This is a genomic window from Nonomuraea sp. NPDC050153, assembly GCF_044460125.1.
Lineage (GTDB): Bacteria > Actinomycetota > Actinomycetes > Streptosporangiales > Streptosporangiaceae > Nonomuraea.
In genome coordinates this window covers 19,247-36,150 of sequence record NZ_JBITJQ010000033.1, presented here as the reverse complement: position 1 = coordinate 36,150, position 16,904 = coordinate 19,247, and the positions used below count along the sequence as shown (strand labels likewise).

At 69.8% G+C, this 16,904-nt stretch carries 22 protein-coding genes; 11 read left to right on the top strand and 11 right to left on the bottom strand.

Annotated features, from left to right (window positions below; genetic code table 11):
• The first annotated feature begins 72 nt into the window (after positions 1-72).
• Both ACIBQ1_RS48580 and ACIBQ1_RS48575 read left to right on the top strand, forming a co-directional pair.
• Positions 73-582 carry a DUF4863 family protein gene (locus tag ACIBQ1_RS48580; protein WP_397288463.1) on the top strand — a complete coding sequence of 170 codons (510 nt, stop codon included), beginning with the start codon at positions 73-75 and terminating at the stop codon, positions 580-582.
• Between the two features lie 10 nt (positions 583-592).
• On the top strand, positions 593-1,306 hold the full coding sequence (locus ACIBQ1_RS48575; protein ID WP_397288461.1) for a nitroreductase: 714 nt from the start codon (positions 593-595) through the stop codon (positions 1,304-1,306).
• Positions 1,307-1,678: 372 nt separating this feature from the next.
• Here the strand turns inward: ACIBQ1_RS48575 and ACIBQ1_RS48570 are convergent, their stop codons facing one another.
• Entirely contained in the window at positions 1,679-2,113 is a 435-nt protein-coding gene (locus tag ACIBQ1_RS48570) for a pyridoxamine 5'-phosphate oxidase family protein (protein WP_397288459.1), read from the bottom strand.
• Positions 2,114-2,555: 442 nt separating this feature from the next.
• Between ACIBQ1_RS48570 and ACIBQ1_RS48565 the strand changes: the two genes are divergently transcribed.
• Positions 2,556-3,293 carry a VOC family protein gene (locus ACIBQ1_RS48565; RefSeq protein WP_397288457.1) on the top strand — a complete coding sequence of 246 codons (738 nt, stop codon included), beginning with the start codon at positions 2,556-2,558 and terminating at the stop codon, positions 3,291-3,293.
• A gap of 75 nt (positions 3,294-3,368) precedes the next feature.
• Here ACIBQ1_RS48565 and ACIBQ1_RS48560 read toward each other — a convergent pair whose 3' ends face one another.
• A complete protein-coding gene (locus tag ACIBQ1_RS48560) occupies positions 3,369-4,343 on the bottom strand; it encodes a helix-turn-helix transcriptional regulator (protein WP_397288455.1) in 975 nt (324 codons plus the stop codon).
• Positions 4,344-4,479: 136 nt separating this feature from the next.
• Between ACIBQ1_RS48560 and ACIBQ1_RS48555 the strand changes: the two genes are divergently transcribed.
• Positions 4,480-4,875: a RidA family protein gene (locus ACIBQ1_RS48555; protein WP_397288666.1), complete on the top strand. Its 396-nt coding sequence runs from the start codon at positions 4,480-4,482 to the stop codon at positions 4,873-4,875.
• A 78-nt stretch (positions 4,876-4,953) separates the two neighbouring features.
• Positions 4,954-5,430: a DUF488 family protein gene (locus ACIBQ1_RS48550; RefSeq protein WP_397288453.1), complete on the top strand. Its 477-nt coding sequence runs from the start codon at positions 4,954-4,956 to the stop codon at positions 5,428-5,430.
• A 262-nt stretch (positions 5,431-5,692) separates the two neighbouring features.
• On the opposite strand, the gene ACIBQ1_RS48545 is transcribed toward ACIBQ1_RS48550, so the two are convergent.
• A complete protein-coding gene (locus ACIBQ1_RS48545) occupies positions 5,693-6,637 on the bottom strand; it encodes a cupin domain-containing protein (protein ID WP_397288451.1) in 945 nt (314 codons plus the stop codon).
• A gap of 68 nt (positions 6,638-6,705) precedes the next feature.
• Here ACIBQ1_RS48545 and ACIBQ1_RS48540 point away from each other — a divergent pair, with 68 nt between their 5' ends.
• On the top strand, positions 6,706-7,269 hold the full coding sequence (locus ACIBQ1_RS48540) for a TetR/AcrR family transcriptional regulator (RefSeq protein ID WP_397288449.1): 564 nt from the start codon (positions 6,706-6,708) through the stop codon (positions 7,267-7,269).
• Between the two features lie 72 nt (positions 7,270-7,341).
• Here the strand turns inward: ACIBQ1_RS48540 and ACIBQ1_RS48535 are convergent, their stop codons facing one another.
• Both ACIBQ1_RS48535 and ACIBQ1_RS48530 read right to left on the bottom strand, forming a co-directional pair.
• Entirely contained in the window at positions 7,342-7,731 is a 390-nt protein-coding gene (locus ACIBQ1_RS48535) for a hypothetical protein (RefSeq protein ID WP_397288447.1), read from the bottom strand.
• A 221-nt stretch (positions 7,732-7,952) separates the two neighbouring features.
• Entirely contained in the window at positions 7,953-8,231 is a 279-nt protein-coding gene (locus ACIBQ1_RS48530) for a hypothetical protein (RefSeq protein WP_397288445.1), read from the bottom strand.
• 305 nt (positions 8,232-8,536) lie between these two features.
• Here ACIBQ1_RS48530 and ACIBQ1_RS48525 point away from each other — a divergent pair, with 305 nt between their 5' ends.
• From ACIBQ1_RS48525 to ACIBQ1_RS48505, 5 genes are all read left to right on the top strand, one after another.
• Positions 8,537-8,662: a lasso RiPP family leader peptide-containing protein gene (locus ACIBQ1_RS48525; RefSeq protein WP_397288443.1), complete on the top strand. Its 126-nt coding sequence runs from the start codon at positions 8,537-8,539 to the stop codon at positions 8,660-8,662.
• A gap of 82 nt (positions 8,663-8,744) precedes the next feature.
• Positions 8,745-8,858: a lasso RiPP family leader peptide-containing protein gene (locus ACIBQ1_RS48520; protein ID WP_397288441.1), complete on the top strand. Its 114-nt coding sequence runs from the start codon at positions 8,745-8,747 to the stop codon at positions 8,856-8,858.
• Positions 8,859-8,871: 13 nt separating this feature from the next.
• Positions 8,872-10,686 carry an asparagine synthase-related protein gene (locus tag ACIBQ1_RS48515; RefSeq protein ID WP_397288439.1) on the top strand — a complete coding sequence of 605 codons (1,815 nt, stop codon included), beginning with the start codon at positions 8,872-8,874 and terminating at the stop codon, positions 10,684-10,686.
• Positions 10,683-10,958, top strand: coding sequence for a lasso peptide biosynthesis PqqD family chaperone (locus ACIBQ1_RS48510; protein ID WP_397288437.1), 276 nt, complete (start codon positions 10,683-10,685; stop codon positions 10,956-10,958). The genes ACIBQ1_RS48515 and ACIBQ1_RS48510 overlap by 4 nt, the downstream gene beginning before the upstream one ends.
• The gene (locus ACIBQ1_RS48505; protein ID WP_397288435.1) at positions 10,955-11,377 is read left to right on the top strand and encodes a lasso peptide biosynthesis B2 protein; all 423 of its coding nucleotides are present in this window, start codon (positions 10,955-10,957) and stop codon (positions 11,375-11,377) included. Before ACIBQ1_RS48510 ends, ACIBQ1_RS48505 begins: the two co-directional genes overlap by 4 nt.
• A gap of 136 nt (positions 11,378-11,513) precedes the next feature.
• Here ACIBQ1_RS48505 and ACIBQ1_RS48500 read toward each other — a convergent pair whose 3' ends face one another.
• The 6 genes from ACIBQ1_RS48500 to ACIBQ1_RS48475 all read right to left on the bottom strand — a co-directional run bounded on the left by ACIBQ1_RS48500 (position 11,514) and on the right by ACIBQ1_RS48475 (position 16,904).
• Positions 11,514-12,476, bottom strand: a complete 963-nt coding sequence (locus ACIBQ1_RS48500) for a hypothetical protein (RefSeq protein ID WP_397288433.1) — start codon at positions 12,474-12,476, stop codon at positions 11,514-11,516.
• A 254-nt stretch (positions 12,477-12,730) separates the two neighbouring features.
• Positions 12,731-12,853, bottom strand: a complete 123-nt coding sequence (locus ACIBQ1_RS48495) for a hypothetical protein (protein ID WP_397288431.1) — start codon at positions 12,851-12,853, stop codon at positions 12,731-12,733.
• A 31-nt stretch (positions 12,854-12,884) separates the two neighbouring features.
• Positions 12,885-13,880, bottom strand: coding sequence for an SDR family oxidoreductase (locus ACIBQ1_RS48490; protein WP_397288429.1), 996 nt, complete (start codon positions 13,878-13,880; stop codon positions 12,885-12,887).
• Positions 13,881-14,102: 222 nt separating this feature from the next.
• Complete coding sequence (locus ACIBQ1_RS48485; protein ID WP_397288427.1) at positions 14,103-14,567, bottom strand: hypothetical protein; 465 nt, start codon at positions 14,565-14,567, stop codon at positions 14,103-14,105.
• A 421-nt stretch (positions 14,568-14,988) separates the two neighbouring features.
• Complete coding sequence (locus ACIBQ1_RS48480) at positions 14,989-15,477, bottom strand: hypothetical protein (protein ID WP_397288425.1); 489 nt, start codon at positions 15,475-15,477, stop codon at positions 14,989-14,991.
• Positions 15,474-16,904 carry an ATP-binding protein gene (locus ACIBQ1_RS48475; protein WP_397288423.1) on the bottom strand — a complete coding sequence of 477 codons (1,431 nt, stop codon included), beginning with the start codon at positions 16,902-16,904 and terminating at the stop codon, positions 15,474-15,476. The genes ACIBQ1_RS48480 and ACIBQ1_RS48475 overlap by 4 nt, the downstream gene beginning before the upstream one ends.

Sequence of the window (16,904 nt, the reverse complement as noted above, 5' to 3'; positions counted from 1 at the left end):
TCCCGATCATCACAGCTCCGCCTCACAGTATATCTCGAACCTCTGTGCGGCAATCGAACGCTAGGAGTTTCCGTGACCCTTCCACACGACCTCATCGAGCGCAGCATCCCGTTCCTCAGCGAGATCAAGAACCGCACCGCCGGTGAGGCACTCGAAATCTGGCTCAACGAGACTTACGGCCCGGGCACGCCTCTTTACGACGACCTCGCCCGCATGATCACCGACGGCGTCCGTGACGGGTGGGCGGCCACCATCGAAGTCGACGGCCCGCACTACCGCCGCAGCCGGATCGCCGAACCCAGCGAAGAACTGCACTACTTCAGCATCACGGCCGTGTACATGGACAGTCAGGAGCCCTACCGCGGGCAATACCATCAGCATCCCTACGGCGAGCTCAACCTCGTCGTCCCTCTCGATCCCGGCGCCCGGCTCATCGGCCCGCGAGGATGGACGGGCGCGGGCTGGACCGCGCCCGGGCCCAGCAGCCACCACTATCCCGAGGTCAAGGGGGGTGCGCTCATCGCCCTGTTCTACCTGCCCGCCGGGCGCATCTCCTACGACATCACGCCGCCCGCCGCCTGACATGCAACCCGTGGACGAACTGACGATGCCCGCGCCGACAGTCGAGGAGGCGCTGCTCGACCGTCGTAGCGTGCGCGCCTTCCTGTCCAAGGCCGTCCCTCGGGCCGAGATCGACCGGTTGCTGGCCCTGGCCGCCCGTTCGGCCAGCAACGCCAACACGCAACCCTGGCACGTGCACGTCCTCACCGGCGCGGCCAAGCGTCGCCTCAGCGCCGCGGTCCTGCGCGCACACGACGACGGCGAGCGGGTGGCGCAGACCGAATACCCCTACCAGCCCCGGCCTGACGAATGGGCGGAGCCGTACTCCTCACGCCGACGCCGGTTCGGGGAAGGGCTGTACCGCGACACGCTCGGGTTCGCCCCGGAGGACACGGCAGGCAGGCTCAGCCATCACCGGCGCAACTACGAGTTCTTCGGCGCACCGGTCGGGATCATCCTCACCGTCAGCCGGCGCCCCCTCGCGGGGGCACTCGTGGACGCCGGCCTGTTCCTGCAAGCGCTCATGCTCGCGGCACGGGGAGCGGGTCTGGACACCTGCTCGCAGGCGTCGTTCATCGACTTCTATCCGGTCCTGCGTGAACACCTGCGCATACCCGATGACCACATCATCGTCTGCGGGCTCGCACTGGGGCATGCCGACCCCGGCCACCAACTCAATCGGCACCGCACCCCGCGAGAACCCGTCAGTTCCTTCAGCACCTTCTATGACGATGAACCCGCGTAGTTCGTGACCAACTCACTATCGCGCCGTTTCCACCGAAGCGGGAGAGTCCTCGCCTGCCTGTCATGGCGAGGCGCCGAAGGAGCAACTACTCGCCGGACGGCTGCTCGCCGACGACGTCCGGGAGCCGGCACGCGAGCGGTCCGCCCAGGTCGTGAGCGTCGACCTTCCGACCGCGCGCGTGCCCTTCCCGGACGGCCGACTGGCTCGGCCAGGCCGCACGAGCCCCCGTATGCACGAACTCCCCAGGGCGGCCGAGGAGGACCGGCCACCCTCACGGCCTGACGATGACGCGCCGGCCGGGGTGAGTAACCGGATCGATGTCATCGGCCTCGTGGGCGACCACGCGGTCGGATGAGGCGTCGCGCCTGCTCATCACGATGCGAGCGGTCCGGCGGCGACCTGGAAGCCGGTGACCAGTTCCGGCCGCAGCCGTACCACCACGTCGACGAGCTCGCCAGGCCAGGCTTGGAGCCTGATCTGGGCCTGCTTCACCTCCTGCGGATCCTCCACCAGCCCGGCCCGCCCGGTCAGCACCACACTCCAGCCCAACCTCGTGGCCGCATCCAGCAGGTCCGCCTCGTACACCACGTGGCAGACCCGCCGCAGCAGGGCTGCGATCTCCGGCTCGTAGCGCAGTCCGATCAGCAAGCCGTCGCCGTCCATGGCGTGTGCGACGAACCGAAGGGCCGGTATCGCCCGGCTGATGAACACGATCCTGCCGAAGGTGACGTTCCCCAGAAGCCGCAGCGCCTCATCGCGAGACAGTTGCCTGCTCACCGGGGCGGGCGACGTTGCCTGCTGTTGCACAGATCCACGATCGCGCACTGACGTCGCCCCCTGGTAGGGACCAAAGTCCCTTGCCCTGATCTCTCTCCGCAGCGGCGCAGGCCGGTCCCCGCACGCGCCCCTCGGTTCAGCGCTGGAGGTCAGAAACAGGCTCACCGTGCAGAAGTCCCGTCACCGGCTCACCCGGAAGATCTGCCACGCCTACCGCGAAGGCCGGGAAGCCCTGCTCGCCGCACTCGGCCTGGTCGTCAACGCCGTCGCGCTGTGGAACACCCGCTACCTGTCGACCGCCCGCGCGCCCAGGGCGTCCCGGGCAAGGACGAGGACGTCGCCCACCTCAGCCCTTTGGCCGCTACGCCATCACCGCCTCCGTACCCACCCAAGACCTTCGGCCCGTTACCGCCGGTTGAGTCGGAGGTGCATGATCCATCCTGGTCCATCGGTTGGGCATAGGGTGGGCGGCATGGCGCTGCAGCTTGTTCAGGTGAACTTCAAGGCTCGGGATGACTCGGCGCTGGGCCGGTTCTGGGCGGAGGCGCTCGGCTGGGGTGTTTCCAGCGAGGGACCCGGTGTGACCAACGTTGCGCCTGTGGGCTTCGAGTGGCCGGACCCCGTCGCCGTCTGCGTCGATGTCGTCACCGTCCCGGACCCCGAAACGGTGAAATACCGCGCGCACATCGATCTCGCGACCACCTCCGCGGCCCATCACGCGGAGCTGGTCGCGCGCCTGAAGGAGCTCGGTGCGACGCCTGCCGATGTGGGCCAGGGCGACGTCCCGTGGACGGTTCTGGCCGACCCGGAGGGCAACGTGTTCTGCGTCCTGGAGCCTCGGGAGATCTACCGGGACACCGGGCCGATCGCCGCGGTGGTGGTCGACTGCGCGGACCCGCGGGCCATGGCCCGCTTCTGGGGCGAGGCGGTGGGCTGGACCCCGCACGAGGTGACCGACGATCACGCGAGGCTGCGCTCCGCCAAGGGTGTCGGGCCGTATCTCGAGTTCCTCCGTACGCCCGACGTGAAGACCGTGTGGAACCGCGTCCATCTCGACCTGTTGCCCTACCGCGGTGACGATCAAGCGGCGGAGGTGGCCCGGCTGCGAGCCCTCGGCGCGACGCTCGCCGATGTCGGCCAGGGCGACGTCCCGTGGATCGTCCTCGCCGACCCGGAGGGCAACGAGTTCTGCGTCCTCGGTCCGGCCTGACGCGAAGCCTCCCCGTCTTCGGGCCGGGCAGCGGTCCGAATCGCGTCGGCAGCGGCCCGTGGAAGGCGACGACTCTCAGGATGGCACTCCGTAGCGGGTGGCGATCGCGGTGGCGCGGTCGCGCAGGGAGTCGCGCAACCACTGCGGGGCCAGGGCTTCCGCGTTCATGGTGAGCTGCCACAGCGCCCATTCGGCGTGTCTCGGATCTTGGAAGGTCACCTCCAGCCGCAGCCAGCCGTCAGGGTCGGTTTCCTCGGCGAGGACGGCCAGCGCGGTGGTCACCAGGTCCTCCCGCCGCGCCGGGTTCACCCGTACCAGCACGGTGACTTGGTCGCCGCCGGTCCGGAACCGCGTGCTGCGTTCCTGCCAGGCCCTATCCAGATCGACCCGGTCTGGTCGTTGTGCGGGTTCGGCGAGTTCCTTGGCGGCCGAGATCCGGGACAGCCGGTAGGTGCGGTCCGCGCCAGACCTCGTGGCCAGCAAGTAGCCCCGGTCGCGTATGGTGACCAGCCCGATCGGGTCCACCGTACGCCACTGCGGGGTCTGGTCCACAGCCGCGTAGTGGATGGCCAGTTTGCGTCCGGCGAACACCGCGCGCAGGACCTCCGCCATTGTGGCGTCAGGCACCTCCTCATCGACCAGCCGGCGCGAGAGAAGATCGATCTCCGGGTCGATGAGCAATCGCTCGGCCGCGCTGGCCGCGGTGTCCCGATAGCTGTCGGGTAGCGCGTCAACCACCTTGAGCATCGCCGAGGCGAGCGCCGAGCCGAGGCCGAATGCCTGCGCGCCACGCCGCGATCCGGCGACCAGCAGGGCAAGGGCCTCGTCGTGGTTCAGCCCGGTGAGCTCGGTCCGGAAACCGGGCAACAGCGCGAACCCGCCGTGCCGGCCGCGTTCGGCGTAGACCGGGACGCCCGCTGCGGACAGCGCCTCGATGTCGCGCAGCACGGTGCGGGTGGACACCTCCAGCTCGCGGGCCAGCGCGGCCGCGGACAACCGGCCGTGCTGCCGCAGCAGCAACACCAGCGAGACCAACCGGTCGGCGCGCATGCGAGAACTCTACAGAAATACACGACACAGGATGTCGTGATTTGTTGGGAGGCTGATCAGCACGACCGAAAAGACGACGGCTACCGAGCCGATCAACGTACGTAATGGCGACGAATCGAATGGAGCGAATGTGGCAATGGAGCGAACCGCGGTCAACCCGTGGGCGTGGTCGGTGGAGATGGGGTACAACCAGGGCGAGATCGTCTCCGGGCACACCCGGACCCTGTACTGCTCCGGGCAGACCGCGATGAGCGGCGAAGGCAAGCCCCAGCATGCCGATGACATGGCGGCGCAGTTGGCGCTGAGCCTCGACAACCTGGAGGCCGTGCTCGGCGAGGCCGGCATGTCCCTCGCGAACCTCGTCCGGCTCAACGTCTACACCACCGACGTCGATCGGCTCTTCCAGCACTACGGCGTGCTGGCGGGGCGGTTGGGCGCCGCCGGGGTGGCGCCGTCCACCACGATGCTCGGGGTGACACGGCTGGCGATCCCCGACCTGATGGTCGAGCTTGAGGGAACCGCCGTCGCGTGATGTGACCTCGCCGCCTCCGGCAGGGCTGCCGGAGGCGGCACGAGCAAGTGGACAGGTGGGTGATTTCCGGTGCTCAAAATGGCGACAATCGGCGTCTACGGCTTCGACGGCGAGTCCTTCCTGCAACGACTGCGGCAGGCGGAGGTTCGTCTGCTGCTCGACGTACGGCAGCGCCGCGGCGTCCGCGGGCCCGAGTACGCCTGGGCGAACTCACGCCGGCTGCAGGCGGCCCTCGCCCTTGCCGGGATCGCCTACGAGCATCACCGCGAGCTCGCCCCGACCACCGAGTTACGCCGGCTCCAGTACGCCGAGGATGACCGCCGAGGGGTCGGCAAGCGCTCGCGCCGCGAGCTCGCCGCCGAGTACACCCGCCGCTACACCATCGAGATCCTCGACAGCGCCGATCTCACGCCGATCGTGTCGGAGCTGCCGAGCGGTGGGACCGCGGCGCTGCTCTGCGTCGAGCGCGACCCCGAGGCCTGCCACCGCTCGTTGATCGCCCGGCGGCTTACCGAGCAGCACCGCGTCACGATCGAGCACCTGCGCCCGTTGTGACGCGCGAATTCCCCGGACGTGTCCGTTACGGAACCTGGGCGATCTTCGCCGGGAGGTCGCGGGCATTGCGGTCGAGTGATCGCCGCCGGCCGTTCCGCTGCCTGCGCCAGGCCCCGAACAAGATCGATCTCGGCGATGACTCCCGCCCCGCCTTCACCCCCGAACTCCGAGCGGCGTTTCAAGACCATCACCCGGCACGACGACGACTACTCAACCCGATCGAACTCGACGCGGTCCACGCCCACGACCGATGAGCGCTCGCCTAAGCCGGTTCCGCGTAGGTGATGTCGTACTTGGCGGCGATGGGGTTGAGCTTGACCGGGTCAAGATTTCCCCCGGTGGTGATGTGCGGTCTGGCCTCGATCAGGTCCTCGACGAAGCACTCCCATCCGCCCGGCGACGAGATCTGAATGACGCGTGGGGGCGGGGTGGACCCAGGGCGCAACGCGTGCGGGACGCCGCGAGGCAGCAGGACGAACTGCCCCTTGGTAGCCGTGTGCCTCTCGTTGTCGTACTCGACGACCAGTTCTCCGTCGAGTACGTAGATGCTCTCGTCGGCCTTGTGGTGGACGTGGCGCGGGATGGCCTGGGCCACCACCATCTCGAGGAGTGAGAGCCGTCCTTCGGTGTCGGTGGTGCGCACCTTGGCGCTGAAGGCCGGCGGGACCTGGATGCGACCCGGGCGCGCCTCGCCACGCCGCAACACGTGGAAACGCTCCTTGTCGCCGTTCTCCTCGGTCTCGCCGTGCAGGTGATAGCGCATGCCGTACGGGGCGCCGAGCTTGTTGATCTCGACCCAGTCCCGGCCGTCATCCTCGGCCACCAGCGTCTGCCCGGCTTCCGCGACATCCTCGACGTAACGCTCCCAGCCACCCGGCGAGGACAGCTGCAACGCGTGCACCGGCGCTTCGGACAGGGTGCGCATGGCATGGGTCACGCCGCGCGGCAGCAGTGCGCACATGCCCGCGGTGAGCCGGTGCGTCCGTCCGTCGAAGTCGATCCCAAACTCCCCATCGATCACGTAGACGACCTCGTCGAAGGTTTCGTGCACGTGCGCGGGGATGTCGTTGTGCCCTCGATTCTCCATGAGGGTGAAGCGCCCCTCGGTGTCGGCCACGCCCGCCTTGACAGCGGTCCAGGCCGGCAGCGACACGCGCCCTGCGCGAGACTCCCCGGCGTTCAACATGATGAAACGATCCCTGGACATGCGATATCCTTTCCGGAGACGGATTCGGAATCCGATTCCGTTAAACTATAGACTGAGGATCGTTCGGGATGTCAAAGCAATCTCCCCGCAAGCCACGCACCGACGCCGAGCGCAACCGCGGCCGCGTGTTGCAGACGGCTTGCGAGCTGTTCGCCGAACATGGGCCCCAGGTGCAGATGGCAGACGTGGCCAAGGCGGCCGGGGTGGGTGTCGGCACCCTCTACCGGCACTTCCCCACGCGCCAGGCGCTGATCGAGGCGGTGACGGAGCAACGCTTCGCCGAGATCCTGGCGTTCGCCCGCGCCCAGTGCCTGCCCGACCCCGACACGCGACGAGCGCTGAGCTGCTTCCTGACCCGGATCGGCGAGGTGCACGACGAAGGCCGCGGGTTGTCCAGCGCGATCGAGGCGGCACTGGGCTCGACCGAGCCGCGGGGCGAGGTGAGCACCGAGCTCCTCGCCCTCAGCGAGACGCTGCTTGAGCGTGGACGGGCGGACGGCACGCTCCGGGCGGACACGAAGATCGCCGACCTCTACATGATCGCCGGCGCGGTGGCCACGATCAGCCGGGACGCCATCGGCGACTGGCGGCGCTTCATCGACATCGCACTCGACGGCCTCCGGCCACGATGATCCACCTGACTTGCGCAACGTCGGCCCAGCTCGACGATCACGCCGTCGTTCCAGGAGCATGGCGGCGCCGGCTCAACCGACACCCCGGGCATCGCCGACGAGACGTTCGAAATCACGTGGGCGAAGCGCGGAGACACCGCCCGATCGGCCGCTGCCGGCCCGGTCCAGGCCGACGCGCTGCACGAACGGGTCGACGAACGCGCTGCCCGCGATGAGGACGCCGTCGGCCGAACCGACTTCTTCCGAACCGTCGCGGCCTCCCCCGCACTGGTCGCCCGCGCCAGGGAGATCGCCTCCGGCCTCCAGCAGACCCTCGCCGGCGAGCTCGAACGCGACCCGGCCTTCGACGGCGACGCCCCGCTGCTCGCCGCCTTCTTCATCACCGGCTACACCGCCGTACTGGTGGAGACCGCCCGGCGCCTGATCGCCGGAGAACCGGCCGACACCATCGCAGACGACCACCGCGCCCGCCTGGAGCGCCTGTTCGACGCCCTCAGCAGCGGAGTCGCGCCCCGGCCGTGAGGATCACACCGATCGACAGCCCGGCCGGAAAGCTGCCGACGTCGCAGTGAGCCTCTCTCGTCCCCTCCGGCGGAGTGCCGGCTCAACAGCGTGATCGCGCGTCCGACGTTCGCCTCATGACGTGGCAGGGCTCCTGGTAGACGGGTCGATCACCACGACCTTCAGATGTACACGCCCGACTCGAAGCCGAGCCGCAGCCAGTCCTCTTCCGTGGCCTGGTCGTTGCCATCTCGGGACACGATGCAGGTCACGTCGATGTCCCACCTGCCGTCGTCGCCGACGAGAACCTGGTCGACGTTTACCACGTCATAGACATCAAGCCGTATGCCCAGCCCTGGGAACGGCGGGATGGGCAGCCGAAGTTCGCGCAGCCACGTCCCCTGCAGGGTGGGCGCCACCAGGAGGGCTCGGATCGGGCCTTCGGCAAGACTCTTGCTCACGAATTTCCTCTCAGACACAACGGCCACGGCGCACGAACGCCCAAGGGGGAGATCATCGCAGATTACCGAACAGCGCCTACCGGCAAGGGCGCATCCTTGACGCGGTGATGCAGGCCCACCCCGTCCGGGCCGACGGGCCTTCCGGACGCGAACGCGCTCGCCCTGTCTGAGCGCCTGACCTTCCGCCGCGGTGCCGAGCCTGTCCGAGCTTGTCCGAGTGCGGCCGAACCCCTGTTGGACAGCGGGAGCAGGGGTCTTCACTGACGGTGACGCGGCGATCCGCCGCACGGACGAAGGGAGCAGTCATGATCGACAACGAGCGCAACGAGCCGTACGAGCCCCCGCAGATGCTCGACATCGGCGAGTTCGGGCAGCTGACCCGCGGCTACGGCATGCTCAACATGGACTGGGCCTACTACTACCCGGGGTAGTGAGGCCATCGTGCCCATCGAGTCCCACGGAGTCCGGTACGGGTCCGGACAGCCGGCACATCCCAGAAGAAAGGCACCAGTCATGATCGGCAACGAGCCGTACGAACCCCCGCAACTGCTCGACATGGGCGAGTTCGGAGAGCTGACCCGCGGCATGGCCGGGCCGCTGATGGACATGGCCTACTACTACCAGTGAGATGAGGGGTCCGGTGCGCAAGCTCAGTGGCGAGGAGTTCGCGGTGCTGCCCGACAGCGCCGCCGGCGAAGCCCTCGCTGAGGCGCTGCACGGCGTGGTGGTGCTGAGCTACGCGTCCGGCCGTCCGTGTCTGCTGGCCGCCTCGCCCGGCGAGATCGTCCACGCGGAGGCAGGCCACGCGCGGCTGGCGGTGATCGGCATCTGCCCGGTCACCGCCGGCCGGCTCCGGCGGATGGCGGCGCGACTCGGGTGCCTGGCGGACGCGGACGCGGTGGCTGCGGCGTTGCCCGGCAGTTTCCATCTGGTCGCCGTGGTGGGCGGGCAGGTCCGGGTGCAGGGCACCGCTTCGGGCATGCGGCGGGTCTACTACGCGCGGGCCGGCGGGGCGGTGGTCGCGTCCGGTCGGGCGGCGGTGCCGGCCGCGCTGACGCGGGCGGCGGTGGATGAGCGGGCGCTGGCGGTGCGGTTGTTGACGATGGTTCCGCCGGCGCTGGCCGAGCCGCTGTGGCAAGGGGTCGCCATGGTGCCGCCCGGCGAGGCGGCCCACATCGACGCGGACGGGGTGCGGCTGCGCGCCTGGTGGCGGGCGCCGGAGCCGGAGATACCGCTGCAGGAGGGCGCTCCCGTGGTGCGGGCGGCCCTTGAGGAGGCCGTGGCCGCCCGGATCGGCGAGGGCGCGGTGGTGGCCAGCGACCTGTCCGGCGGGCTGGATTCCACGCCGGTCAGCTTCCTCGCCGCCGCGGCGGCCGGGGAGCGGTCGGCGAAGCTGATCACGTTCGTGCTGGCCATCGACGATCCCGAGCAGGACGACCCGGAGTGGGCGGCCCGCGCGCAGGCGCACCTCCCGGGCGAGCACGGGGTGGCCCGGCCCGGTGACGTGCCCAAGTGGTTCGCCGGGGCGGCCGAGGCCGTTCCCGGGCTGGACGAGCCGACGCGGTGGCTGCGCGCACTGGCCCGCGAACTGGCGAGTTCGGCGCTGCTGGCTGGGCGAGGAGCGGCCGTGCGCCTGACCGGGCACGGCGGTGACGAGGTCGCCCTGCTGCCCGACTGCTACCTGCACGACCTGGCCCATCGCCACCCGGCGGCGCTCTGGCCCCACCTGCGCGAGCGGCGGTCCAGGGCCCGGTGGCCGCTGTGGGCGTGCGCCCGCGCGCTGGCCGACCGGCGTCCCTATGCCGCCTGGCTGGCGGATCAGGCGGAGACGCTCCGCGCGCCGCTGTCCCGCTTCCGGCCGGACTTCGGATGGGAGCACCCGCTACGCATGCCTGACTGGACGACCGAGGCCGCGACGGACGCGGTCCGCCGGCAGCTCCTCACGTGCTCCGCCGAGCCGCACTCCCCCCTGCGCGCCCAGCACCAGAGCCTGTCGAGCATCCGTTCCATCGCCGCCTCCGTCGACGGCGTGCAGATCCTGACGGGCCGCGTGGGCGCCCCCATGCACGCCCCCTATCTGGACGACCGCGTCGTCGCCGCCTGCCTGGCCGTACGGCTGGACCAGCGGGCGGCGCCCGGCGCCTACAAGCCGCTCACCCGGGCCGCGATGCGGCCGGTCATGCCGGCCGAATGCCTGGAACGCACCACCAAGGGGGAGTTCTCGGCCGACATCTACCAGGGGCTGCGCCGCCACCGCGACCAGTTCCTGACCCTGCTCGACGGTTCGCTGCTGGTGGAGCGCGGCCTGGCCGACGCCGCCGCCCTGCGCCTGGCCTGCGTGCGCACCCCGGCCGAGGGCGGGCCGGGCGTGATGGCACTCGACGTCTTCATCGCCGCCGAGAACTGGCTGCGAGCCCTTCTCGCCTACCCCGCACAGGAGGAGTCGTGCGCGTGAGCCTTCGCCCCGGCGTCACCCTCACCCCGATCGACGAGGTTGCCGTGCTCCTGGACGAGCGCACCGGCCGCTACCGCCAACTGAACGCCACCGCCGCGCTCGTCCTGCGCAGCCTGCTGGCGGGACACGGCCCGGATGGGGCCGCCCGCGACCTCGTCCGAACCCATCCGGCCGCGACGCCCACCGCCGAGGCGGATATCGCCGCGCTCCTCGCGCAGTTGCGCGCCGCGAACCTCATCGTCGAGACCGTCGACCGGGAGCAGCCGCGATGAGCGTGTCCATGGTGCCCGCCGACCGGCCCGGCCTGCCCCGGGGCCGCCGCCTGCCCGCGCTGGCCGCCGTGGCCGCCGCGCACCTGATCGCCCGCCTGCCGCCGGCCCGCATCCGTGCGGTGCTCACGTTCGCCCGCCGCGGCGCCGCGCCCGCCACCGCCGAACAGGCCGGAGCGGCACGGGACGCGGTGCTCGCGGTCAGCCTGTCGTGCGCCGGGGAAGGTTGCCTGCCCCGCTCCATCGCCGCCGCCCTGCTGTGCCGGTTGTACGGATCCTGGCCCACCTGGTGCGCGGGCATACGGGTCCACCCGTTCGGCGCCCATGCCTGGATCGAGGCCGACGGCCACCCCGTCGACGAGCCGCCCCACCACTATCGGGTCACGATCGTCATCGCCCCGGACAGTGAGCTTCCAAGATGAGGGCCCCGGATCACACCTTGACGATCACGAGCCTGGAGCGACCAGGCGAAGGCGATCATCCGTTGGAAAGCCGCCCTGAACGCCTTCGCCATGACCTTCGAAGACCGCCCGACCCTGGGAGGTCAGCCGTTGGGGCTCAGTAGACGCTCCAGTGCTCCTTCTGCGGCGGATAGGCGAAGGTCTGGGTCTCGGCCCAGTCCTCCCCGACGACGCGGTAGTCGTGCGCAGCTTCGCTCGCAGTGTGGTGGCGGCCGATGTCGATCCTGTCGGCGATCGACCAGACACCGTTGACCTTGTGCTCCACGGTGTAGAGAAACTCGTTGAAGCCCGAGGAGGACACGCACGTGTTGACGATCGTGAGCGAGTGTCGCCCCGCCGTCAGATTCGGCGGGATGGTGACGATCTGGTTTCTCCACTTGTAGATGCTGTCCTCGAGCAGCGGTCGCCATCGCGCGGCCGGGGTTCCGTTCACGGTGATGGTGGCATCTTGCAGACCGACGCCCACATCCAGCCGGCGGATCAGTCGTACGCCCGTATTGACCGGATTGACGGTCACGGTGAACCGGCTCGACCCTCCACGAGGGAACGCGCGACCATCGTCACTGACGATGTGGGCGGGATCCACGATGTGGTCAGGCACCCCTTCGGACGCGCTGCGTCGCGGCGCCATCCTCTGAGCGATGATGACGCTCAGTGCTACCGCGACTGTCAGCACGGCCACCGCTGTGAGCAGGGCGGCTCGGCGCCAACGTCGGCCGGGGCCACGGGTCTTCCCCGTGTTGCCAGGTGCGGTCAGGACCTGGGCAGCGAGTGGCGTGCCATTGGAGGACTCGACGCTGCGATCCTCCTTTGACCCGGCGGGCATCTGACTGACACGGACCCGTTCCCATGCCCGTTCCCACGCCGGGAGCTGATGGTCGGGGACGCGGCACCCCCGCAGGAAGGCCACCATCACCGCCTTCTTGGGGAAGCGCCGACCGGCCAGCATGTCGGCGCAGGTAGTGCGTGGCAGCCGCGTTCCGCCCGCCCTGTCCGCCCGTGTCTGAAGCTCTCGAAGTGACACGTCGGCCCGCGCGAACTGCTCGGCCAGCAGCTTCACCAGCCCTTCGTGACAGTTCACCGACTCCGGTCCACCCTCGGTCGCCTCTCCTGCAGGCCCGGGGTTTTGGTCGCCTTGAGGGGCTTTGCTCATCGTTTCCCAGACCCTGCCCTCTCCTGACCCGGCTGTTCGGCCGCACCGACCGCGACAGACAGTGTACGAGTGATCGCCGAACGTGTCCGCATCTGGTGATGCGGCGTTCGGAAGACGTCGACCCCTCCGTCCTCCCCGAACTCGGAAGACCACCACACACGTCACGGCGGGCACCCAAGGAGCCGAGCTGGGAGGAGTATCCGGCGAAGGTGAACCGCCGCCATCCGCTCGGTGTAAGTGTCGCCGGACAGGAACCCGATGTCGTAGTCGATGCCCTTCTTCATGACATGTCCCTCACCTGGCTGGACGGAAGGTTCAGCGGAACAGGTGGGCGTTCTCCACCGCCCAGTCGTCAAAGCCGCGCAGCGGGCGGCCGATGATCTCGCGCACGGACGGCCGCTGGTCGAGCGTCCACTGGGTGAGCTCGGCGAGCCGCGCGCCGTACTCCCGCAGGGCGTACAGCGTCACGTCGATGCCACCGTCGGGCCAGCCTCGACGCCGCCGGTTCGCACGGCTGTCATCGGGGATCATCTCGACGGCTGCGATGTCGTGGCCGATGGCTGCGGCGATGCTCGCCACCCGTGACCGGGTGCTGATCGGCAGTCCGACCGCTTCGACAACGGTGCCGGCATGGTCGCCGGTACGCAGCGCCGCCACCGCGACGGCGGCCAGGTCGTCCTCGTGGATGAAGGGGTAGTGGCCGTCCTCCAGGAAGGCCTCGCGCACGATGCGTTCACCTCTGACCGTGTCCGGCCAGTCCGACCCCGTGGCCGGATAGGTGCCCTCGATCACCGACCCCATCACGGCTGACGGGCGAATGTGCGTCCACTCCATCCCGGAGCGTTCTACCGCTCGCTCGATGGCGAGCCAGAACCACGTGTCCGGTGGGTAGGCCTCCTCGTACTCCGGTCCGTGCGAGGACAGCACGACGATTCGCCGCACACCGGCATCCCGGGCGGCCATCAGCGCATCCCCCACCGTCGCCGGCACGGCTCCGGCGAGAAAGACGCCGTCAACGCCGTCGAAGACCCCGGCGTGCTCCAGCGGCCGGGTGATGGACCCCTCGACGACCTCGACCCCGTCAGGCCAGCCGTCCACCTGGCCAGGCTCGGCGAGAACACGCACCCGATCCCCGGCATCCAGCAGCCGGCGCGCCAGGCCCTGCCCGACGACCCCCGTGGGGCTGCCGCCCGCGTCCTTCCTCGCGCTGACGGCAGTCAGCAGATGCAGAGGAGGCTGCGAGGCACTCGCAACCCGCTTGATTCCACCCATGGCAAGACCCTCCAACACGTAATGGAGATCTTGCGCCACCCCGGTGACCGAGGGGAGGTTGCGGATCCGAGATCACCAACACTACCAGCGCGCCACACATCAACCGCGGTCGCGTGCCTGGCCAGGCCAGTTATGCGCCGATGAGTGCATCACGACGGTCGCTGGGATCGACTGGGTCAGACAGGACAACAAAGGCACCCCGGCTCGAAGCAATCCACGAAGAAGATCAACAGCTGGTGCGGAAACTTCGCCGGGACGCAGTCAGGTGGCCTCACCCAACTGTTCGGCCACCTGCTCCAAGCCACCCCTGATGAGCCGCCCATACTCGTCGTCGCCAAGCACGCCGATCCCGTCCCGCGCCTGCTGGAGGTGCTCACGGGCGCGGCCGAGATCGCCCAGCTTGCGATAGCACTCACTCAAGTTCAGGTGCAACGACGGATACAAGCCGGCCACCGTAAGGGGCACCCCGGCTTGGGCCACCCGCTCATCAGTGATCAGGCCGACGGCGGCAAGTGCTCGCAGATCCCACATCAACTCCTGGTTCACGTCGTCCTGCACGTCGGCCATCGAGTGGGCAAGGACACAAACATGCAGCGGATCGCCTTGCTCTCCGCCGATGTCGTCCCAGATCTGCGCGAACAGCTCGCGAGCGGCTTCACGCCGGCCTTGGTGGTGATGCAACTCCACCCCCTGGCCGATCCGAGCCATCGTGGGGTCGGCGGTCATGAGCGGCTCCTTCACCGTCGCAGACGATCATCGCAGTCAGCCTACTTGCCCGACAGGGCTTGACGACCTTCAACCTTCTGACCAGCTAGTTCGCGTGATAATCCTTCCGAGGTGCCGCACAGAATCGGCGGGCTCCCACCCGAAGCGATCAACCGGCGACCCTGGAGGCCAGCCGATCGCCGGACGGCAAACAGCCCTGTCTGAGACTGCCCTTCGCACACGGAGCCTCAGACGGGGCTGCCCCCTGAAACCCGCCCTGGCGGGCCGCGCCCTCTTGCGGGTCCGGCGGAGATGGAGAGTCGCGCCGGGTGCTTCCAGCGGCCCCCGATCCGCGCTCCCCGAACGTTCCGCCTCGCGCGCGTCAGCCGGCCGGAACATGGGCCCCCTCCCCCTGTCCGGAGCAGAGAACAGGTCGCTACCGCTACTTCGGGCAGTTCCGGGGGCCGACGCTCTGCCCCGCACCGACGACGGTGACCTGGGGAGGACTTTCCGGCGCCGTGGCGGCGGCGGCCGTGCACACGATCTGGTCGATGGCCAGCGTGGACAGTTCGCCGGCCGGAGCGGACAGGGCCACCACCAAGCGGCCGGCCGGCGCGGCGGTCACCGAGAACGGGCCGGCTTCGGGCGGGACCTCGGTGGTGAATCCACGCGCCTGTTCCCTCGCGGTGGGTTCGGCTGCCAGCAGCGCGAGGGTGTCCGCTCGGAACATCGGACGACCACCGAGCCGCGTTACCGCGCTGAGCCGGCCGTTCTTGACCAGGTAGAGGGTGATCGTCGCGGTTGGTGCGACGCCTCCGCTCGGCGGGTCGCCGACGGTGATGACGTCGCTGGGTCGCACGCCGCAGCCGGCCACGGCGACGAGCGATACGAGGCCCGCGGCGAGCACGCGGCGGGCGAGCCCGGTTCTCACTCGGGGCCTCCGTCCGGATCGTGTGCCCGGCGTGGCAGGCGCAGCGTGAACATCGCGCCGCCGTCCGGGGCGTTGGTGACGGTGAGGTCGCCTCGGTGCAGTCGCGCGTTCTCCCGCGCGATGGCGAGGCCCAGGCCGCTGCCCTCGGACCTGGCCCTGGCCGCGTTGGCCTTGTAGAACCGGTCGAACACGTGCGGCAGCACCGCTTCCTTCAGTCCCGGTCCATGGTCGCGGACCGCGAGAGAGATCCAGTGCGCGTCGGCGGAAAGCCGTACCGACACCGGTGGCTCGCCGTGCCGCAGGGCGTTGCCGACCAGGTTCGCGAGAACGACGTCCACTCGGCGCGGGTCCAGCCGTGCCGTCACCGCGGGTGGAAGCTCGGTGTGCACCGACTCCGACCAGCCCCGGGCACGCAGGGTCGAGCGCACCAGCTCGGCCACGTCGACCTCGTTCAGCACGAGGGCCGCCACGCCGGAGTCGAACCTGCTGATCTCGATGAGGTCGTTCACCAGCCCTGTGAGGTTGAGCGTCTCCTGGCTGACCAGCCTGGCGGCCCTGCCGGCGGGCTCGGGCAGCTGGGCCGCCTCCTCATCGAGGACGTCGGCGACCGCGGCGAGCGCGGCCAGCGGGGTGCGCAGCTCGTGGGACACGTCGGCCACGAACCGGCGGGCGTCGGCCTCCATCTCGCGGAGCTGCTTGACGTGCCGTTCCAGCTCCGCGGCGGTGTTGTTGAACGTGCGTGCCACGTCGGCCAGCTCATCGGAGCCGCGGACCACGATCCTGGTCCGCATCTCGCCCTCGCCCAGCAGGCGCGCCGCCCGACCGAGCTCGCGCACCGGGCGCAGCACGCCACGGGTGGCCAGCAACGCGAGGACGACCGCGAACACCAGGGCCGCCCCGCCGGTGAGCCAGGCGCGTGCGGCGAGTTCGTCGATGCTGCGCTGTTCGGGAAGCAGGCTGCGCGCGGCGTAGACCTCGATGCCGGACACCCGCGTCATCCGGTCCCGCTCGGCGATCAGCAACGGCGTGCCGATGATCAGGATGGGCCTGTCCTCCCAGACCACGCGCTGCCACGCCATGTCGCCGCCGGCCACCGTCCGCCGCAGCTCCGGTGGGATCATCCCGAGATCCACGTCGGCCGGCGAGTGCGCCTCTTGGTAGACGGCGACCGCGAAGCTGCTCCCGTCGTTCGCGGTGCGGGCGATCTCATCGAGCTCGTCCGGGCCCGGCGCCGCACTCCGCAACGGGAACACCGCCTCCAGGCGGCTTCTCGTCGCCTGCACCGCGGCATCCTGAGCCCGCTGCAGGATCTCGTTGCGGGCCTGAACGTAGCTCCCGCCGGCCACCGCCGCCGCGGTGACCACACACAACAGGGCGAACGCGAACAACAACCGGGCACGCAACCCCAGGCTCGGTCGAGGTGTCAC